This window comes from Rheinheimera riviphila (assembly GCF_004005945.1).
In the GTDB taxonomy this organism is placed as follows: domain Bacteria; phylum Pseudomonadota; class Gammaproteobacteria; order Enterobacterales; family Alteromonadaceae; genus Pararheinheimera; species Pararheinheimera riviphila.
In genome coordinates, this window is record NZ_SACS01000030.1 from 21,584 (window position 1) to 42,075 (window position 20,492).

15 protein-coding genes and 1 pseudogene are annotated in these 20,492 nt (G+C 51.1%); 12 read left to right on the forward strand and 4 right to left on the reverse strand.

Features of this window, described 5'->3' with window-relative positions:
- Positions 1-86 precede the first annotated feature (86 nt).
- Together EOE67_RS21135 and EOE67_RS21140 are read left to right on the forward strand one after the other, a co-directional pair.
- A pseudogene (locus tag EOE67_RS21135) lies at positions 87-1,001 on the forward strand (glycoside hydrolase family 43 protein); the annotation flags it as partial.
- Between the two features lie 471 nt (positions 1,002-1,472).
- Positions 1,473-1,886 carry an RICIN domain-containing protein gene (locus EOE67_RS21140; protein WP_420849794.1) on the forward strand — a complete coding sequence of 138 codons (414 nt, stop codon included), beginning with the start codon at positions 1,473-1,475 and terminating at the stop codon, positions 1,884-1,886.
- A 125-nt stretch (positions 1,887-2,011) separates the two neighbouring features.
- On the opposite strand, the gene ykgO is transcribed toward EOE67_RS21140, so the two are convergent.
- The 3 genes from ykgO to EOE67_RS18975 form a co-directional block, all read right to left on the reverse strand.
- Positions 2,012-2,137: a type B 50S ribosomal protein L36 gene (ykgO, locus tag EOE67_RS18965; protein ID WP_127700927.1), complete on the reverse strand. Its 126-nt coding sequence runs from the start codon at positions 2,135-2,137 to the stop codon at positions 2,012-2,014.
- 30 nt (positions 2,138-2,167) lie between these two features.
- Positions 2,168-2,431, reverse strand: coding sequence for a type B 50S ribosomal protein L31 (locus tag EOE67_RS18970; RefSeq protein WP_127700929.1), 264 nt, complete (start codon positions 2,429-2,431; stop codon positions 2,168-2,170).
- Positions 2,432-2,813: 382 nt separating this feature from the next.
- A complete protein-coding gene (locus tag EOE67_RS18975; RefSeq protein WP_127700931.1) occupies positions 2,814-3,578 on the reverse strand; it encodes an SDR family oxidoreductase in 765 nt (254 codons plus the stop codon).
- A gap of 132 nt (positions 3,579-3,710) precedes the next feature.
- Here EOE67_RS18975 and EOE67_RS18980 point away from each other — a divergent pair, with 132 nt between their 5' ends.
- Entirely contained in the window at positions 3,711-4,610 is a 900-nt protein-coding gene (locus EOE67_RS18980; RefSeq protein ID WP_127700933.1) for a LysR family transcriptional regulator, read from the forward strand.
- A gap of 63 nt (positions 4,611-4,673) precedes the next feature.
- Here the strand turns inward: EOE67_RS18980 and EOE67_RS18985 are convergent, their stop codons facing one another.
- Positions 4,674-5,423: an SDR family oxidoreductase gene (locus EOE67_RS18985; protein ID WP_127700935.1), complete on the reverse strand. Its 750-nt coding sequence runs from the start codon at positions 5,421-5,423 to the stop codon at positions 4,674-4,676.
- A gap of 368 nt (positions 5,424-5,791) precedes the next feature.
- On the opposite strand from EOE67_RS18985, the gene EOE67_RS18990 reads away from it, so the two are divergent.
- From EOE67_RS18990 to EOE67_RS19030, 9 genes are all read left to right on the forward strand, one after another.
- Complete coding sequence (locus EOE67_RS18990; protein WP_127700937.1) at positions 5,792-6,076, forward strand: damage-inducible protein J; 285 nt, start codon at positions 5,792-5,794, stop codon at positions 6,074-6,076.
- A 58-nt stretch (positions 6,077-6,134) separates the two neighbouring features.
- Entirely contained in the window at positions 6,135-6,293 is a 159-nt protein-coding gene (locus EOE67_RS18995) for a hypothetical protein (protein ID WP_206099666.1), read from the forward strand.
- Positions 6,294-6,657: 364 nt separating this feature from the next.
- Entirely contained in the window at positions 6,658-7,308 is a 651-nt protein-coding gene (locus tag EOE67_RS19000) for a hypothetical protein (RefSeq protein ID WP_127700939.1), read from the forward strand.
- Positions 7,305-10,856 carry a LamG-like jellyroll fold domain-containing protein gene (locus tag EOE67_RS19005; protein ID WP_127700941.1) on the forward strand — a complete coding sequence of 1,184 codons (3,552 nt, stop codon included), beginning with the start codon at positions 7,305-7,307 and terminating at the stop codon, positions 10,854-10,856. Before EOE67_RS19000 ends, EOE67_RS19005 begins: the two co-directional genes overlap by 4 nt.
- Before the next feature lie 80 nt (positions 10,857-10,936).
- Complete coding sequence (locus EOE67_RS19010; protein WP_127700943.1) at positions 10,937-11,914, forward strand: glycoside hydrolase family 43 protein; 978 nt, start codon at positions 10,937-10,939, stop codon at positions 11,912-11,914.
- Positions 11,915-12,207: 293 nt separating this feature from the next.
- Positions 12,208-15,063 carry a TonB-dependent receptor gene (locus tag EOE67_RS19015; protein WP_127700945.1) on the forward strand — a complete coding sequence of 952 codons (2,856 nt, stop codon included), beginning with the start codon at positions 12,208-12,210 and terminating at the stop codon, positions 15,061-15,063.
- Between the two features lie 365 nt (positions 15,064-15,428).
- The gene (locus EOE67_RS19020; RefSeq protein ID WP_127700947.1) at positions 15,429-16,862 is read left to right on the forward strand and encodes an MFS transporter; all 1,434 of its coding nucleotides are present in this window, start codon (positions 15,429-15,431) and stop codon (positions 16,860-16,862) included.
- Positions 16,862-17,806, forward strand: coding sequence for a glycoside hydrolase family 43 protein (locus tag EOE67_RS19025; RefSeq protein ID WP_127700949.1), 945 nt, complete (start codon positions 16,862-16,864; stop codon positions 17,804-17,806). The genes EOE67_RS19020 and EOE67_RS19025 overlap by 1 nt, the downstream gene beginning before the upstream one ends.
- A gap of 188 nt (positions 17,807-17,994) precedes the next feature.
- The gene (locus EOE67_RS19030; RefSeq protein WP_206099667.1) at positions 17,995-20,397 is read left to right on the forward strand and encodes a beta-L-arabinofuranosidase domain-containing protein; all 2,403 of its coding nucleotides are present in this window, start codon (positions 17,995-17,997) and stop codon (positions 20,395-20,397) included.
- Positions 20,398-20,492: the final 95 nt, after the last annotated feature.

Consider the following 20,492-nt stretch of genomic DNA (forward strand, 5'->3'; position numbering starts at 1 on the left):
ATGGACCCATGACCCTGAATTTAGCGACTCTTTCGACCTTAGCGCTGCTGGTGACGATTGGCTTGGCGCAGACTCCTGCCGAGGCGATGACCTCAGACAAGGCTGATGCGGTGAAAAGCGCTGCTGTCAGCGATGGCAGCTTTACCAATCCATTATTCCCGAACGGCGCCGATCCGTGGCTGGAATATTTTGACGGTAACTATTACCTGACGACAACCACCTGGACCTCGGAATTGGTGATGCGTAAATCGCCAACGCTGGCTGGTCTTGCTACTGCGACACCCATTAACGTCTGGTCGGCCACCGATCCTAAACGCTGCTGTAATTTTTGGGCTTTTGAGTTTCACCGCTTAAAAGGTCCGAACGGTTATCGCTGGTACATGATGTACACCGCAGGTCAGGACGGCACCCTAGATCATCAACATCTGAACGTGCTGGAAAGTGCGGGTGACGATCCAATGGGGCCCTACGAGTACAAAGGCACGATGATGCCGGATGTCTGGAATATAGACGGTAACTATCTGACATTTAAAGACAAACTGTATTTAATTTATTCGCAGTGGCAAGGCGATCAGCAGCTAAATCTGATAGTGCCGATGGACAATCCCTGGACTTTAACCGCTGGTGTCAAGCCAATGGTGCTGACGCGACCAGAGCTTGCTTGGGAAATCAGTGGTCGCAAAGTCACCGAAGGCGCTGAAGTGTTGCAGCATCAGGGCCGTACTTTTGTCACTTATTCGGCCAGTTTTTGCGATACGCCCGATTATAAACTGGGTTTGCTGGAACTGACCGGCGACGACCCGATGAATCCGGCGCATTGGCAAAAATCGCCACAACCGGTATTTAGCCGTACCGAACAAGTGTTTGGTCCTGGTCATAACGGCTTTTTTAAATCGCCGGACGGCAAAGAACATTGGCTGGTGTATCACGGCAATGACAAAGCCAGCGATGGTTGCAGCGCAAGCCGTTCGTTACGTGCACAAAAATTCAGCTTTGATCAAAACGGCCTGCCGGTATTTGGCAAGCCATTGGCGCCTGGTGTGAAAGTGGCGGCGCCTTCCGGTGAACATACGCCTTTAACTACCAAAGTTCAGGGACAACGGCTGCAGTTGCAAGCAGGTGGTTTGTGTTTAACTGCGGACGCCAAAGGCAAGGTGAGTAAAGCCAGTTGTACGATTTCGAGTGTGGTTTCGGGCACAGATCCGGGTGTGGCAGGCGATGCCGCCAGCTTCTGGGTTGCCGATGCGTTAGCGACCGATGGCCTGCGTTTGAATCATCCGGCAACCGGCCAGTTTTTAACGCGCACCAGCAAAGGCTATCAACTCAGCCCCTGGCAGCAACAGCCGGAGCAGCAATTTACTTGGCTTGACGGGCAGTTACAGTCGTTGTCTACACCAGCGGTAGCCAAAACCGAATGTGCTGAAAACGATTTGCGTTGCCAGTCCTGGCAATTATTGCCGGTAGGAAATGCCGTGTTGCTAAGCCAGCAATCCGGTAAAGCAGTGACTGTCGCCGATTGCGCCAAAAGCATGGGAGCAAAAGTGCAGCAAGATGCCTGGAGCGGCAAGTTGTGCCAACAATGGCAAGTCAAAGCCGGTGAAAAAGGGTTTGTCAGGCTACAACCAGCGCATGCGCCAGAGTTATGCCTGCAGGTGAAAGATGACGCGGTGGTGCCTGGCGCTGGTTTAGTGCAGGGCAGCTGTCAGGCGAAAACTGCTTTGTGGCGACTGACCCCGGTCACCGGTGGTGGTTTGCTGCTGGAAAACGGCTATAGCAAACAACTGGTGGATTTATCCAGCTGCGGCCTTGCCGATGGTACGGCATTAGCGCAAGCGCCGAAGCTAGGTCATGCTTGTCAGGTATTTCATTTGCGGGCACCAAAGTAGCCGAGTAGCGCTATTTTATGACGAACAATAAATGGATAGTAGGGCGTCACTCACCGCGTCAGCGGTAGTGCGCCATGCGCCAGTTGCAAGCCATTGCCCGATGTCAGAATGGACCGGTTAAGTCTTTAGCGCTGCCGCGCTTTAAAGCGTGGATTGGCTTTACAGATGACAAAAACTTTGCCGCGCCGATGCACAATCTGGCAATCCGGGTGGCGCTCTTTGGCCGATTTCAGTGACGATAAGACTTTCATATCTAACTCCTTTTTTATTAACTGCTTTGATTAACCGCGGCTGCTTTTGGCCAGAGCTCCAAACTTTTTGCTGAACGCGGCCACACGGCCTTCGGTTTGTGTCACTTTCTGTCTACCGGTGTAGAAGGGGTGGGACGCGCTGGACACATCTAATGCGATATAGGGGTAAGTTTCACCGTCCGTCCACTGGTAAGTGCGGCTAGTATCAATGGTCGATCCGACCAGAAAAAATGCATCAACAGACAAGTCGTGGAACAACACTGTGCGATACGCAGGATGAATATTTTTTTTCATAACGGGCCTTTGTGATTACTGCAACATTGCAAGATACATAATGTGATAACATAACAATTTTTACCTAAATGAGAATTGATGTCAATTGCAAATTCGAGCTAATCTTGCATCGGAATGACAAACGCAGGCGGGTCCAGTTGCAGAATTTTTGATACATTTTGTACAAACTATTAAATCTAATGACTTTTTTATTTTGTAAAATCAGCAGACTTTACTGTTGTAAAGCGAGTAGTTTGATCATGCGTGGCGGACTGCCTGCGGCGAGTCACGCCCTACTGTTGGTTTTTAACAGCTCAATATTCGGCACCAAGGGTAGGGCGTACTCACCGCGTCAGCGGTAGTACGCCATGTGATGAGCTTCAAAAAAGTCCGCCATGCACGGTTAAGTTCTGGTGATCGAAGCACCGCCATCTACTAACGACGCTGTGCCGGTGACAAAAGATGAATCGTCAGATGCCAGATACAACACCGAACGTGCCAGCTCTTCCGCCGTCGCCACCCGTTTTAATGCGTGCAGGTTGGCAATAAATGCTTGTGATTCAGTGCTTTCGTTCATGTCCCGGTACATTGGCGTGTCCACGGCGCCTGGCAATATCGCATTGACTCTGATCTGCTGTGGACCGAATTCCGCCGCAAGAGCTTGGGTTAAGCCAATCAAACCAGCTTTACTGGCGGCATAAGCGGCTACACCGGGGAAAGCGAAGCTGTAGCCGACAAAAGTTGAGGTGAAAATAATCGAACCACCACCTTGTTTCATCATCGCCGGCAGCTGGTATTTTGCGCCTAAAAACGCGCTGGTTAGATTGGTTTGCAGAGTGTCGGTGAAGCCTTGCCCCGATACTTCGGTACTTGGCCCCATTTCGCCTAAAGTGCCGGCGTTATTAAACGCAATATCGAGCCGGCCATATTGACGCACCGCCAGTTCAACCAATGCTTTAGCGTAAACTTCCGATACCACATCGCCCGCCAGTGCCGTGGCTTCGCCGCCTGCGGCTTTAATTTGCGCCACCAGACTGCTGAGTTCTGCTTCGCGCCGTGCGCCGACCACCACACTGGCGCCTTCTTTTGCAAACAACAAAGCGGTCGCTCGGCCAATGCCTGAGCTGGCGCCGGTCACAATGGCTACTTTACCGGTTAATTTGTTCATTTTAGAGCCCTCAATTTAAGTACTACCGAAACCCAATGTTCCGTTGCAATGCACTATATTGATTTGTAATTCAGTGAAACAGCGGCTGAATATGAAGCCATTGTTCAGCTTTTATGAATTTTAGGAGATCGGATGGACAGGTTAAGGGCGTACGAAATATTCATGACCGTGGTCAACAAAGGCAGTTTCAGTAAAGCCGCTGATTTGCTCGATACATCACCGGCGAATGTCACTCGTTATATCAATGACTTAGAGGCATATTTGGGTTGCCGGCTGCTCAATCGCAGTTCGCGGAAATTGTCGTTAACCGAAAGCGGCGAAGCCTTATTTGAACGTTGTAAAACCATCCTGGCCGAAGTTGCCGAAACCGAAGCGCTGGTGTCCTCGGCCGCCATCCAGCCGCGTGGTCGTTTGCGGATCAACGCGCCGCTGAGTTTTGGCATTTTGCATTTGGCGCCGTTGTGGCCGGATTTCAGCCGCCGCTATCCGGAACTGGAGCTGGATATCACCTTGAATGACCGGGTCGTTGATATCGTGGAGGAAGGTTATGATTTGGTGATCCGGATCTCCAGAAGTGGCTCGGTTGACCACGCAGCCCGTAAGCTGGCCAGCTCACACAATATTTTATGCGCAGCGCCGAAGTATTTAAAACAATTCGGTTTCCCACAAACTCCGGCAGAATTGCGTGACCACCAGTGCATTACCTATCTGTACTCTGGTGATGAATGGCGATTCACCGACAGCGCCGGCAAAGCGCATCAGGTCAAAGTGAAAGGGAAAATTCATACCAATAATGGTGATACCGCGCGGGCAATGGCGTTGGCTGGTGCCGGAATTATCTGGCAACCCGGTTTTTTAATCGGGCCGGATATCGCTTCGGGCGCGCTGGTGCCGTTGTTGCCAGATTATCGATTGCCGGATATTGATGTACTGGCGATGTACCCAAGTCGTCGCCATCTGAGCGTTAAAGTGCGGGTGTTGGTTGATTATCTGGTGGAGGCTTTTGCTGGGACGCCGCCCTGGGAACGTTAAAACACAGCGCCACACATCACCATAAATGGCGCCGTGTGGCGGTAATCCGGTCTGCTTAGGCTGTTATAGCTGGCTCATCCCACCATCGATAATCAGTTCAGTGCCGACGATAAACGCCGATTCAGCAGACGACATAAACAATACGGCACTGGCCAGTTCTTCGGGCGTGCCAAATCGTTTGAGCGGGATCTGCGCCTGAATCGCCGCGGCCATCTGTTCCAGCTGCGCAGATTCCATGCCAAGGCGGCCATACAGCGGCGTCGCGACAGGACCCGGACTCACCACGTTAACCCGCACACCCAGCGGCAACAATTCTGCCGACAACGTTTTCGCCAAAGAGATCAGCGCCGCTTTGCTGGCGGCATAAACCGATGATGAAGGCATGCCGATATGCGCATTAATCGAGCCATTCAGCACAATGGCGGCGCCAGGATTCAGCAGCGGCGTCAGCGCCTGAATGGTGAAGTAGGCTCCTTTGACATTCACGTTAAAGGTTTGGTCCCACAGCGCTTCATCGATATCAGCAAAAGCCGCAAACTTCGCGACACCGGCATTGATAAAGATCGCGTCCAGCCGGATGTCTTGTTCGCGCAGCAGTTGCGCCAACACCTTGGATGCTTTGATGTCACCCTGATCATTTTGCAGCGCGATAGCATTGGGTCCAAGCAGCGTTTTGGCTTGATCTAAAGTCGTCTGATCCCGCCCGGTGATCACTACACGTGCGCCTTCTCTGGCATATTGCAAGGCTGTCGCCAGACCAATACCACTGTTGCCGCCGGTGACTAATACAGTTTTGTTTGCAAAACGATTCATATAAAACTCCTCAGATTGGTTTGGTTCGGCTGTCGCATGCTCTATTGTTGCTGGCTCGGCCGGTTCATTTCATCCGGCGCTTGCCGTGGACATAAGATAAGAGCTTAGGAAATATCAAACAAACCCCAGAATGTTGATGATTAGTTCAGCTTTTATGAATGAAGGTGGCGAGTCGCCCCCTACGGTTGGTTTTTAACAGCTCAATATTCGGCGCCAAAGGTAGGGCGTACTCACCGCGTCAGCGGCAGTACGCCGGGGGAATCCAAATGAACGTAACTCCGATCATTTTGGTTGTCGGCATTGTTCGTCATTACAGTCAGCGCTAACATTTGTACTCACGTATGTCAGGAGTACTACTGGAGTACGATATGGACACCCGCATTCAATTTCGTGTTGATGACGAAACCAAACGTTTAGCGCAGCAAATGGCCGAAAGTCAGGGCCGGACGCTGAGCGATGCCTGTCGTGAACTGACTGAGCAACTGGCAGCGCAACAACGCAAAATCCTGGCGCAGGACGCTTGGTTAACTGAACAAGTGGATCAAGCTTTTGCCAGATTAGCTGCGGGGGAAACTAGCTTTGTTGACCATCAGAGTGCAAAAAACCGGATGGCCGAACAGAAAGCGAAAATCCGCAACCGGCACGCCAAATGATTTTCTGGGAAGAAAGATCGCTACAACACCGCGAGCAAATCTTTGAATTTCTTATCAAGTGAACCCGGTTGCCGCTGAAAAAACCGATGACCTGATTGAAGCCAAAGTTGAACATTTGCTGCAATATCCAATGCTGGGCGTGCAACGTGCAGGTATGCGCGGTCGGCTTTTGATCATTCCGGAGATCTCAATGGTCGTGGTGTATTGGGTTGATTGAGCCAAAAATCCCTTTAAAAACAACCCTCCGACAAAGTTACCCAAAACAGGCCTTTACTTTCGCCCTGCATTTGATTTATTAATATTGTAATACAATACTTTTAATGGTGGGTTTTGCTAAATTGGCAAAGCCGCCCTGAGGTTGTGGCCGTTTTCCTGTGAGTTGTTGTGCTCTTGCCTGTTGTTGGCCGGATCGCCTGGAGATGTTGTGGCCTAAGGACTTCAGAAGTCTGTTCGAAGAGGAGATCCACCCTTTGATCCGCCATTTGAACCAACACCGGTGTTTGCGCGCCGGTGCATAAAATCTGCGTTTAAGCAGAACAACAAAGCTGCCAGCCTGACTGGCCGCACGACAGGAGAGCACGATGAACAAAGCATCTTTACGCTGCTGGTTGCCGTTATTGCTGGGATTCAGCGGTTTCAGCCAGGCCAGCATTCTCAATCCGGATTTTAGTCAGGGGTTTGAGCATTGGCAGGCGCAAGTCAGCCAGTTTGATCCGGCAGCCAATGAGTCTTCGGCTCAAAGTGGCAGTATCGCGGGCTTGTTTCCGGAAAGTTTTAGTCTGGCGGGCAATAGCCTGACGCTTAGCACCGCTTATCAGCAAGATTTAGAAAACTGGAGCCTGGTGTTATTTCAGGATCTGCAATTTGATGTGCTCGCGAGTGGTCAAAGCCTGTGGTTGTCGCTGAGCGTGTTGTCCTGGCTTAGCAGCGCTGATGATTTTTATTTTGCCCAGCTGCGTGACCTTGCCACCGATGACGTGCTGGATTTAACCGCTGGCGGCAGCTTTGACATCAGTAGTTGGACAGGTCGGGCGTTGACGCTGGAATTTGGCTTGCAGGATAACGATTTTCAGCTCGGTGATATGTTGACCGTCAGCGATTTAAATCTACGCATAGCCAACAACGCAGTGCCAGCACCAGCGACAGCGTTGTTATTGCTGCCGGCGTTATGGCTGCTGCGTCGTGGCGGTGTCGGCTCCGCAGTTGGTGCAGTGCAGGAGCAACAATCATGATCCAGCCATTACAAAAATTTTGGCTCAGCCTGCTGTTGACACCGCTGGCTTTGGCCGCAGCCTTGAACAGCCCTCAGGCGCATGCCAACTGGCAACTGGCGCCTGAAGCAAAAATAAGCCAAGGTGCCAAAGTAGCGGTGCGTAATGTGGGTTATTACACCGACAATAAAATTACTTTAACGCCGGTGCCGACAGCGCCGCTGCGCCTGGTGGTGCTAAACAGCAGTTACGCCGTCACCAATGCTGATGGTTTGGACGAAAGCGGCCGGCCCTATTTTCAGGTGACCGATATCGCCAAAGCGGTGCGGATTTATTTCGCCAATAGCCGTGGTGCTTTTAGTTACAGCACTGCGCTTTATCAGCAGCAAGACCCGAACCAGCCGGATCCAACCCTGGCCGGGCCAGTGAATTATCAAAATGCTTCAGTGCATGACCCATCGGTGATCCGGCTCGACGACGGCCAGTTTTATGTATTTGGCTCGCATTTAGCTGCGGCGAAAAGCCCGGATTTACTGAACTGGACCAAAATTTCCGATGGCGTCGATAACAACAATCCGCTGTTTGCCACTTACGCCAGCGAAGCGGCTGAAGGCATTGCCTGGTCCGGTGACCATATGGGGTCCTGGGCGGCGGATGTCATTCAACTGGCTGATGGGAAATATTATTTTTACTACAACCACTGCGCCTCGCCGGAAAATGGCGAATGTGATTCGTCGCGCTCTTACCTCGGTTTAGCCGTTTCCAGCAATATTGAAGGCCCGTATCAAAACTTAGGGTTATTTCTGAAAAGCGGCCATCGCGGCAGTGAAAACCCTGGCATCGACGGCAACAACTACAACGGCAATATTCACCCCAATGCCATTGATCCGGATGTGTTTTTTGATAAAACCGGCCGCTTGTGGATGGTGTATGGGTCATATTCTGGCGGTATTTGGGTGATGGAATTAAGTCCAAGCACCGGTTTCCCGCTGCCAGGCCAGGGTTATGGCACCAAAATTATGGGTGGTTATTACAGTGCGATTGAAGGCCCTTACATGCTGTATAGCCCGGAGTCGGATTACTACTACCTGTTTACCTCCTTTGGCGGTTTTGCCCAAAACGATGGTTACAACATGCGCATCGCCCGGTCGCGTAATCCACAAGGACCATTCCTGGACGCTGAAGGCCGCAATATGATTGGCGCATCTGGTGGCTGGTCGTCGATTGCACCCTTTGGCGTGAAAATCATGGGCGGCCATTTATTTGATGCCCATCCTGGCGATCCGGGCACGGATCACGGTTATATGGCGCCTGGCCATAACTCGGCTTACTTTGACGTCGCTACCGGCAAACATCTGTTAATTTTACATACCCGTTTCCCGGATCGTGGTGAAGGCCATGAAATTCGGGTGCATGAAATGTTTGTCAATGCCGATGGCTGGTTGGTGGCTTCGCCACATCGTTACACACCGATGCAGGGTGCTAATGTGGTGGACCCAGTGGATGTGCAAGGCGTGTATCAGCTGATCCTCCATGGCAAAGATATCAACCGCACTGTGCATAAATCGACCTATCTGCGCCTGGAAAACGGTGTAGTGAGCGGCGCTTATAGCGGCAGTTATCAGTTGCTGGCGGATAATCAGATCAGCTTGCAGTTGGCGGGTGTTGGTACGCTCAAAGGCGTGCTGGCCTGGCAATACAACGAAAACCTGCAGCAATTAGTACCGACTTTCAGTGCGTTATCAGCAACGGGCGAAGCGGTGTGGGGCAGTCGGTTACCGCCGCAAACCAATGCGCAAGTGCTGCAGGCAGTGTCTGATGCGCTGAATTTACCAGCTGCAACCACCACCGATTTAACCTTGCCGGTATTGGGGGCGCAAGGCGCACAAATTCTGTGGAGCTCCAGCTCGCCCATGGTGATCAACACCTCGGGCCGGGTTGAACGCCCTGCTGCCGGAAGTGCGGATCAACAAGTGGTGTTGCAAGCGACGATTTCGCTCGATGGCGCTACTGTGACCAAAACCTTTACGGTACTGGTCAAAGCCAGAACACCGCTTAATCGCACTGCCTGGTATCGGTTTGAGCAAAACCTTGTCGACAGCACCGGTCGCTTGGCCAATGGCAATGCCACCGGCGCCCGTCCTGATAGCAGCGGCACTGTGCAATTTGTCGCCGGTCATGCCGGTTCGGCACTGCAGCTAAATGGCAATAACGGCGTGCGGTTACCCGATGGGCTGATTAATAGTTCTGAATACACCGTCTCCCTGTGGTTAAACCCGGCCGCTTTGACCCAGTTCACCACGGCGTTTTTTGGCGCAGCATCGCCGGATAACTGGATCAGTCTGGTGCCCAATAGCTGGGATCAAAACACCATGCTGTGGAGTGGCTCGCAAGCCTGGTTTGATGGGAGCGCCGGCATGCGTATTCCGCTTTTGCAATGGAGTCATGTGGCATTTAGCGTCAAACAAGGCCAATTACGGTTATATATCAACGGCGTGCAGCGTTTTAGCGGCAACAATCTGCGGGACTTTTTCAGCAATAGCCAAGGCTTGTTTACCTTAGGCATTAATTACTGGGATATCCCATTCCAGGGGCTGATTGATGAATTGGCGATTTATGAAACGGCACTCACGGCCGCGGAAATTCAGGCGCTGGATATCGACCGCTTAACCGACGCTCAATTGCTGCAATCGGCAGTCAATCAGCTAGATTTGGGCGACATCAGCGCCGTTCGTTCGGATTTGGTAATGCCGCGTAGTGGCGCTTATGCTGCCGTGATCGCCTGGCAATCCAGTGATGAAAGCACCATTCATCTGGATGGCAAAGTGGTGCGTCCTGGTATTGATGAGCCGGATCAGCAAGTGACGTTAACGGCAACGGTGACGCTGAACGGTCAACTGCTGCAGCGTGAGTTTGTGGTGACGGTGCGATCGTTAGCACCGCCGGTACCGGTCGCGCACTTTAGCTTTGACGGGCAAAATCTGTTGGATGCAACCGGCAACTTTGCCAGTGGTAGCAGCACTGCGGCAAGGCTGGATCAAGCCGGTGGCAGTTTAAGTTATCAGGCGGGTGTGGTTGGCCAGGCGCTGCGTTTGAATGGCAGCTCTGGTGTGCGGTTACCGGATAATCTGCTGACCGATCATAGCTATACCGTGACGATGTGGTTAAATCCGGAAGCCTTAACCAATTTCAGCACGGCATTTTTTGGTTATGCCAATCTCAGCAGCTGGATAAGTGTGGTACCACGCGGTCATGGTGGTGTCGGCGAAAACACCATGCTCTGGTCAGGCACTGCCTGGTATGACGCGGGTATGGGACAACGCATTGCGCTGAATAGCTGGTCGCATCTGGCGGTGGTGGTGAAAAACGGTGAGTTGACCCTGTACCTCAACGGTCAGCAACGCTTTAGTGGCAACGGTTTCCCGAATGTATTTGGCGCAGCCGGGACTAAAGGGTTTGGCCTGGGCGTAAATTTCTGGGATACACCTTATAAAGGTTTGCTCGATGAAGTGCGGATCTATGGCGAGGCGATTACCGCCGAGGAAGTGCAGCAACTGTCGCAGCCATAAGTAACCGAACATATATTTGTATGATAATTTAAAGGCGCCGAAGCAGATATTTGCCAAGGCGCCAGTTTCGAGGGAATTTGATGAAAAAGCATTTATGTCGTCTAACCGCAATCGCTGCCATAGTGTTGACGGCTGTCAGCGCACCGCTACATGCCAAAAATCCAGTGTTTGATCATGTATTTACCGCAGATCCGGCGGCGATGGTGCATGGCGATACCGTGTATTTATTTACCGGCCACGATGAAGCGCCGCATAACGACAAATTTTTTGAAATGCATGACTGGTTGTTATTTAGCTCGAAAGATATGAAAACCTGGCAATCCCATGGCGCTGTGTTAAAAGCCACCGATTTTAACTGGGCTAAAGGCGATGCCTGGGCGGCGCATGCTATTGAACGCAATGGCAAATTTTACTTTTATACCACGGTAAGACACAAAGACGACAAGCCCGGTTTTGCTGTGGGGGTGGCAGTCGCAGATAGTCCGTTGGGTCCTTATAAAGACGCGATTGGTAAAGCGTTAATCACCAACGAGATGACCACCCAGACTAAAAACGACTGGGACGATATCGATCCGGCGGCTTTTATCGACGACGATGGTCAGGCTTATCTGTTTTTTGGCAATAGCGTACCCAAATACGTCAAGTTAAAGGCCAGTATGACCGAGTTAGACGGCGAGATTAAAGTCATTGCTTTAAAAGACTTTACCGAAGCCTTGTGGCTACATAAAAAAGATAAAACCTATTATCTTTCATATGCCTGCGAGTTCCCGGAAAAAATCTGTTATGCCAAAAGTCAAAGCATTCACGGCCCCTGGCAATACGGCGGCATCTTGAATGAAATTGCTGGTAATAGCGAAACCAATCACCAGTCGATTATTGAATTCAAAGGCCAATCGTATTTTATTTACCACACCGGCGCTTTGCCGCCTAAAGATGGCCCAAACGGTGAAGAGCCAAGTGGCGGACGCTTTCGCCGTTCAGTCGCCATCGATCTTTTGCACTATAACCCGGACGGTTCGTTAAAACGGGTGCTCATGACCAGCGAAGGTATTCGCTAAAACAACCACTTTTAGTAAATAAATCATTGGTTTAAAACTAAAAAATTAAGTTTTAAACCAAGTGAATCTTTGATTGACAGCTCATTAGTCATACAATAGTATTATAGCTATAAAGATTTGACAGTGTCGGTTTTGCAGTGATATCAATGCAGATCTGACAAATGGACAAAGCAGTAAAAAAAATAAGCCAAAAAAGCCCGGGCAGTACAGGGTTGGTTCCTGCAGCGCAACGAAGCGTTAGCTTCTGGCAGCGAAGGAACAAAGGCATACAAATCAACGACGGGAGACGACCCATGTTTAAGAAAAGCCATTTGTCCAGCGCTATCCTGCTGGTTCTGACCGGCCAGTTTGCTTATGCGCAGGAAACCAACACATCAGCGGCAGATAACCAAGCCGCTAAAAAAGATAAAACTGAAGCAGTTGAAGTGATCCAGGTGCGCGGGATCCGCGGCAGTCTGAATAAAGCTTTAGGTATCAAAAGATTAAACGAACAAATTGTTGATTCAATTGTTGCCGAAGATATCGGCAAGTTCCCGGATAATAACGTAGTGGAGTCGTTGCAACGGGTGACCGGTGTGCAGGTGACCAACCGTGGATCCGGCGAAGTTTCTGGCGTGTCGATCCGGGGTTTAAGTGATATCACCACCACCGTTAACGGCCGTAATATTTTCACCGCTGCCGGCACTGCCGTGGCGCTGCAGGACATTCCTGCCAGTTTATTAAAACAAGTGGCCGTGTATAAAACCCGTTCCGCCAGTCAGATTGAAAGTGGCATTGCCGGCGCCATTGACGTAAAAACCCATCGCCCATTCGATTTTGAAGGCTCGAAGTTTATTGTGTCTGGCCGTGGTATTTACAACGAACAAAATGATGCCACCAATCCGGCCATCAGCGCTTTGGCTAGCGATCGCTGGGATACCGCTCAGGGTCAGGTTGGTGCTTTGGTGAATTTGTCATTTTCGCGGATCCGCTATCGTGATCAAAGCGTGACCGCTGGCGCGATGGTGCCTTTTATGACCGAATCAACCACCGCACTTTTTACACCGTTTGAACGGGTGTGGCCAAACCGGGGTGGCGTCAGTGAAGATCCAATCTGGCAAGCTGGTTTGCTCGAAGGTTTGCCATCAGCCGCAGGTTCTACTTTTAACATTAATGGCAAGCCAACCGCTTATATGTTAGGCCGGGATGCGATTTTCCAAAGTGATTACAATGGCGAGCGCGAACGTCCGGCAGCAAACGTGTCGTTCCAGTTTTCACCCAATGAAAACGCTGAATATGTGTTTGAAACATTCTACAACGGTTACCGCAACGAAGGTTTTAACAGCTTATTGTTCTCGTTCGCCGATTGGTGGGGTGACTATGCCGGGATGAATCCATCACAGGCTGCAGCTGCGGCGAATGTGGTGTATCACCCTGGCACCAATATCGTGAAATCGCGTTCAGTGTTGCATCCGTGGGTCTTTACCAGCGGTGACTTATCGACCGGTAAAACCGACAGTATGTTGTACGCCTTTGGCGGTAATTGGCAGCTCAATGAAGACATGAGCCTGAAATCGGAAATCGTCTATCAGTCCAGTAAATACGAAAGTGACTTCTTTGCCATGCGCTTTGTGCGTCCGGGTAATAACTACAAATTGAACGTCGACTTTAACCAAAATGACGGTATGCCTGGGTTTGGTTTTGAAGATGATCCGGCCACTGCGGCTGTGGATGAATCGACCATGGCCGAAGCATCTGCTTACCTGATTGACGGCATGTACGACAATGCCAACAGTGATGAAGGCGACGCCGTTACCTTGACCTCGGATTTGTCTTACAGTCTGGCTGGCTTTTTCACCAAAGTTGAAACCGGTATCCGTTACGACAAACGGGGTGCGGAAACTGCCTTCAGCCGCCAGGATCGTTGTTGTGGTGGTGGCCGGAACGTCGCGTCTATTGAGGGTTTAGCTTCAATCAACAGCGGTTTTATGGATGGCGAAGCACAGGTGCCAACGTCGTGGGTGGTGGCCAATGGTCATCATATCCGCGCCAATGCGGATGAATTCCGTACTTTGTATGGCATGAGCAAACTGGGGCTCAACCGTTCTTTTGACATTGAATCCACCACCTTGTCGGCTTATGTGCAGGGTAAATACGAAACTGAGCTGGCTGGCCGTACCCTGGATGGTGAAATTGGTTTACGTTATACCGGCATCGATACCGATTCGAAGTTTTATCAGGAAACCGCGCCTGGTGTGCCGCAGCCAATGACGCTGGGAGAGAGTAAAACCCGTACTTTATTGCCAAGTCTGACCCTGCGTTATGAACTGATGGATGACTTGCAAATGCGTTTGGCTTATACCGAAACGCTGCGTTACCCGTCGTTTGGTGATTTAAACCCGCTGATTATTTATAACGAAGACGTCACTGGTATTGGTTATGGTACTGCCGGTGGTGGTAACCCTGATTTAAAACCAACTGAATCAACCAACTATGACTTTGCGTTGGAATGGTATTTTGCCGATTCCAGCTCGTTATACGGCACTTTGTTCCGTCGTGATGTGGAAGGTTTTGTGGTGGGTTTCCGCCGTGCCGTAACGCATGACAAATCAGCGACTGATCCAACGCCGTACAAATTTATCTTGAGCCAGCCGTACAACGCTTCGAACGGTGATATTTCCGGTGCCGAGCTTGGTTTAGTCTGGTTCCCGGACAATTTACCGCCGGTATTAGATGGTTTTGGCGTACAGGCGAGTTACACCGTGCTGTCATCGTCACAAACCACGCCGGATACCAACTCGGCCGGTGATATCACTGGCTACAAAGATACCGATGTATTTGGCGTGTCAGATTCGTCGTACAGCATGGTGTTGGCGTATGACAAAGATAAGTTAGGTATGCGTTTATCGTATTCATGGCGTGAAGATTTCCTCGCCAACTACGAAGCCGCTTTGTTCGCCAACCCATTGGAAATGCGCCGCCGTCCTGAGTCCAGTATGGATTTCCAGCTGAGTTATCAGGTCACCGACAACTTTGAAGTCACTGTCGACGGGACCAACCTGACGAATGAGGTGTATCAGAGTTATTACGGTAATAACGCGACCACCAATAACTTTGGCACTTCGTTGTATAGCCGGACCTTTGCCTTAGGTGTGCGTTATTCGATGTAAATTTCCCCGTCATCCTTGACGTTGTAGGGTTGTTGCCTTCAGTCGCTCGCCCCAGTCACATAGTAAACTATGCTCCTGGGGTCTCGCTCCTTCGGCGCCTACCTACAACGTCAATGATTTAGGGGAAATATCTAATGTGTTGTGTGTAGTGTGTTGTAAGTAGGAACTTCGCCCCGGCAGTCAATATGTGTTCTGACCGGGGCTTTTTTTAGTAGTGAGCAGGATTGCTGTGCCATTGGCAAAAAAGCTTGTCGGCTCATTTATCCTACAATATTATCTTCAAAACATAATTATAAGGCGGCGACAGTCTGCCAATTAGCCGTGTGGTTCTGTAGCAGTGCAGATCCATCCGACAGGAGCGCAAGATGAGTGGTTACAAGCTTTCGCAGTTAGAAAAAGTGGGTTTTGGTGCCGGTGATATGGCGGTGAATGTCGTGATTTCGGCGATGATGCTGATTATTACCTTCTTTTACACCGACGTTTACGGCATGGATCCCGCCGATATGGCGCTGATGTTGCTGGTGGTAAGGATCCTGGACGCCATCACCGATCCTTTAATGGGTCTTATCACCGATAAATTTAACAGTCGTTGGGGTCGGTACCGGCCGTATTTATTGATTTTTGCCATTCCGTTTGGCATCTCGGTATTTCTCACTTTCAGCACACCCGACATGGACTACAACGCCAAATTGGTGTGGGCTTATGCCACCTATATTTTTGTCACGCTGATGTTTACTGCGGTGACCATTCCTTATATTTCGTTGATTGGCGTGATGACCGATGATCCAAAAGAGCGTTTGTCCGCCAACGGCTACCGGTTATTTTTCGCCAAAATCGCTGCCTTTTTAGTGACTATTATTGTGCCGATTTTGGCCGGTGCCGATTATTGGCAAGGCGACCGCGCTGCTGGTTATCAGGCGGCGATGGGGCTAATGGCTGCGCTTGCGGTATTGTTTTTCCTGTTTTGTTTTTTCACCACCACCGAACGACTGCAACATAAAGTCGATCCACAACCGCTGAAACAACAATTTGCATTGCTGCTGAAAAACGATCAGTGGCTGGTGCTTTGCGGCGTATGTGTGCTGGGTACTGTCGGTTATGTGGTGCGCGGCTCGGTGGCGCTGTATTACGCCAAATATTACCTCGGTGGTGATACGGTGCTGCAGTCGTTGTTTTTATCGACCGGCGTGGGTGCGGCGATTTTGTCGATGATCGCGTCCACCTGGATCACTAAGGTGTATTGCAAAGTAAAACTGTTTAAATACAGCCAGATGGCGGTGGGCGCTTTAAGTCTGCTGATGTTTGCGCTGGTCGGCCCCGGTGATGTGGTGCTGGCGTTTGTACTGTTTTTCCTGATTTCTTTTGTAGTCGATTTACATGCGCCGGTGTTTTGGTCGGCGATTGCTGAAGCGGTCGATTATGGCGAAAGCAAAACCGGGCAACGTGTGGCAGGTTTATCTTTTGGCGGCATTTCATTTTGTCAAAAAGCCGGTATGGGCGTAGCAGGGGCAATGGTCGGCTGGATGCTGGCCGGTTTTGGTTATCAGCCGGATGTGGCACAAACCGAACTGGCTTTGACCGGTATTGCCTTGATGCTGACCATTATTCCTGGCGTGTTTCATTATCTGGTCGGTGCGCTGATGCAACGCTACCGCATTACTGATGAAGCTTACCGTACTTTGCTGGCGGGGCTGGTGGTGACGCAGCAGGCAGAGTCCTTGGCAGGGTTGCAGCAACAGCAAACAGCAGAATCAACACCTTCCGTAAAAATGACCGTAGTACCCGGAGTATCTTCTTGATGTTAAACACCAATACACCTTTGATCCCGCAGCGTGCCGATCCGCATATTTATCGCCATAGCGATGGTTATTATTATTTCACCGCTTCGGTGCCATCTTACGAAGGCATTGAGCTGCGCCGGGCGAAAACTTTAGAAGAGCTTGCAACAGCACAGGCGCGGTTGGTGTGGCGCAAGCCGGATACCGGTGCTTATTCAGAGCTGATTTGGGCACCGGAGATCCATTTTCACGATGGCCGCTGGTATATCTATTTTGCGGCGGCGCCAAGTCGGGAAATTAAAGACAATTTATTCCAGCACCGGATGTATGTGGTGAGCGTGGCAGCGGAGAATCCGGTCGAAGCCGATTGGCAGTTTGCTGGCCAAATCGACAGCGGTATCGACACTTTCTGCCTTGATGCCACCACCTTTGAACATCAGGGCAAACTTTATTATCTGTGGGCGCAAAAAGGCCCGGGCATTACCGGCAACTCGAATTTGTATCTGGCAGAAATGGCGTCGCCGACCGCCATTAAAGGTACGCCGGTGCTGCTGACCAAACCTGAACTGCCGTGGGAAATTCGCGGTTTTTGGGTCAATGAAGGCCCGGCAGTGCTCAAAGGTCATGGCAAAATTTTTATCAGTTATTCGGCCAGTGCCACCGATGAAAATTACTGTATGGGTTTATTGTCCGCGGCGGAAGATGCCGATTTGCTCAACCCAAAAAGCTGGACTAAAGCACCAGCGCCGGTGTTTGCCACGGATGCGTCAGTGAAAATGTTTGGTCCTGGTCACAACAGCTTTACCAAGCTGGCCGATGGCACCGATGTGCTGGTGTATCACGCGCGACAATATACCGAGATTGAAGGGGATCCGCTGTGGAATCCGGATCGGCATACTTTTGTCAAAACCATTCGGTGGGATGAGACCGGCATGCCGGTGTTTGGTAAACCTGGTCAGCCTTAATGATTATACCCGTCATCCTTGAAAATTCGGGGTTGTTGCCTTCGCTCATTCGCCCCAGTCACATAGAACAGCTATGCTCCTGGGGTCTCACTCACTTGTCGCCTACCCGAATCTTCAATGATTTTGGGTATAAATTGTTTCTTCGAAATTTCGCCTCTAGCCTCCTGCTGCTCGTGGCGCTACCGGGCTTGGCGAGCACGTCGATCAGCTATTTTCCACTGCAGCAGGTCAAGCTGACCACTGGGCCTTTTGCCGATGCACAGCAGTTGAATGTGCAATATCTGCTGGCGCTGGAACCGGATCGGTTATTGGCACCATACCTGCGCGAAGCCGGTTTAGCCACCAAAGCCGAGCCTTATGGCAACTGGGAAAGCAGCGGCCTGGATGGGCATATCGGCGGCCATTATCTCAGTGCGTTAAGTCTGGCGGTTGCCGCCACCGGCGATGCTGAGTTACACCGACGTTTACGTTATATGCTGAGCGAACTGCGGCGTGCGCAGCTTCAGATGAGCACCGATCCGCAGCTCAAGGGTTATCTTGGTGGTGTGCCGCAAAGCCGCAAGCTGTGGGCGCAAATTCAGCAAGGCGATATACGTGCCGAACTGTTTAGCCTCAATCAAGCCTGGGTGCCGCTGTACAATCTGCACAAAGTGTTTGCCGGTTTGCATGATGCCTATCAATTTGGCGGCGAGCCTTTAGCGAAAACCATGTTGCTGGATTACGGCGATTGGCTAAAACGCTTGGTTTCGAAGTTAACGCCGGCGCAAATTCAGCAAATGCTGATTGCCGAACCTGGTGGCATCAACGAAAGCCTGGTGGATGTATATCAGCTTTCCGGCGACCAGGCTTATCTTGAACTCGCCAAGCAGTTTTCGCAGCAGAGCTTGCTCGAACCTTTGTTAAAACAACAAGATAAGCTAAACGGTCTGCACGCCAATACCCAAATTCCTAAAGTGATTGGCTTTTGGCGGGTTGGGCAAGCGGGTGGAAATGGTGTCGGAAACTCCGACTGGCAACAGGCCGCCGATTTTTTCTGGCGCACCGTCACTGAAAAACGCACTGTCGCTATTGGTGGCAACAGCGTGCGCGAGCATTTTCATGATGCGGCCGATTTTCAGCCGATGGTCGAAGATGCCGAAGGGCCGGAAACCTGCAATAGCTATAACATGCTGAAACTCAGTAAGTTATTGTTTAGCCAAAGCGGCGATGTCAAATATCTGAACTACTACGAACGCACCAGTTACAACCATATTTTATCGTCGCAGCACCCCAAGCATGGCGGGCTGGTATATTTCACCTCGATGCGTCCCGGCCATTACCGCACTTATTCATCGGTGCAGGATTCGATGTGGTGCTGTGTCGGTTCCGGCATCGAAAACCATAGTAAATACGCCGAACTGATTTACGCCCGTGACGGCGACGAATTGCTGCTGAATTTGTTTATTCCTTCGACGCTGGATTGGCCGGAACGTGGTTTGCAGCTGCAGCTGGCGACCGAATTCCCGGATGCGAATGGTGTCACCCTTAGAGTGACTAAAGCTGCGGCGTCGCTACAAACTTTAAGTATCCGCGAGCCGGATTGGCTGCAGGGCCAGCCGCTGCAATTACTGCTCAACGGCAAACCGTTAACGGTGACCCGCAGCAGACCGGGTTATCTGAGCGTGACCCAACCTTTTAGCGCCGGTGATGAAATTCAGTTTGAACTCAAACCGCAATTGACGCTGGAACCATTGCCGGGGCGAACTGCCGAGCAACATCAGTATGTCGCCGCGCTCTATGGCCCGGTGGTATTGGCCAGTGCCGTGCAGCCTTTGGGCAAAGAAACATTGCAGTTTGTCGCAGGTGATGGCCGGATGGGGCATATCGCCGACGGCCCACAGTGCCCACCTGAAGCCGCGCCGTTATTGGTGGGCGAGTCGGCCGAATTTTTGGCGGGGTTACAACGTGTTCCAGGCGTGCCGCTGGCGTTTAGCGTCAATGCGCCCGTGAAAAATCCAGGTGCACAACCCCTGACGCTGATGCCATTTTTCCGCCTACACGACAGCCGTTATCAGCTGTATTGGCAACAAATGACGAAAGCCGAATATCCGGGTTTTATTGAAAAAGCCCAGCAACAACAGCAGGCTGCAGCAAAATTAACCGCGCTGACGCTGGATCAAATCAACCCCGGCGAGCAACAACCTGAAGTTGAACATCAATATCAGGGTGAGCAAAGCCGCGCCGGGATGCATTTGGGCCGCCATTGGCGCGACAGCACGGCTTGGTTTGGTTATCAGTTGGCCGATGTTGCACCAGTCGCGAATGGATCGCCATTGAGGGTGCTGAGGGTGGATTATTTCGCCGGTGATGTCGGCCGGAGTTTTAGTATCTGGTTGAATGGTAAAAAGCTAGCCGATGTCAGTTTGCCGGTGTCGCAGCAGCTTCGCCAACCGGGCAGTGCTGATTTTTATAGCGTTGATTACCTAATTCCGCCTGAAGTATTGGCTTTATCGAGCAACGGCAAACATCAGCTGAAGTTTGTCGCCGATCCAGGCTCAGTCGCCGGGGGCATTTACGGCATTCGGTTGATGCGACAAGAGCCTGAAAAATAAAAATCGGGTAGGGCGTACTCGCCGAAGGCAGTACGCCGCATGTGCATCTAAACCACTTCGGCGTACTACCCTTCGGGTGAGTACGCCCTACTTTT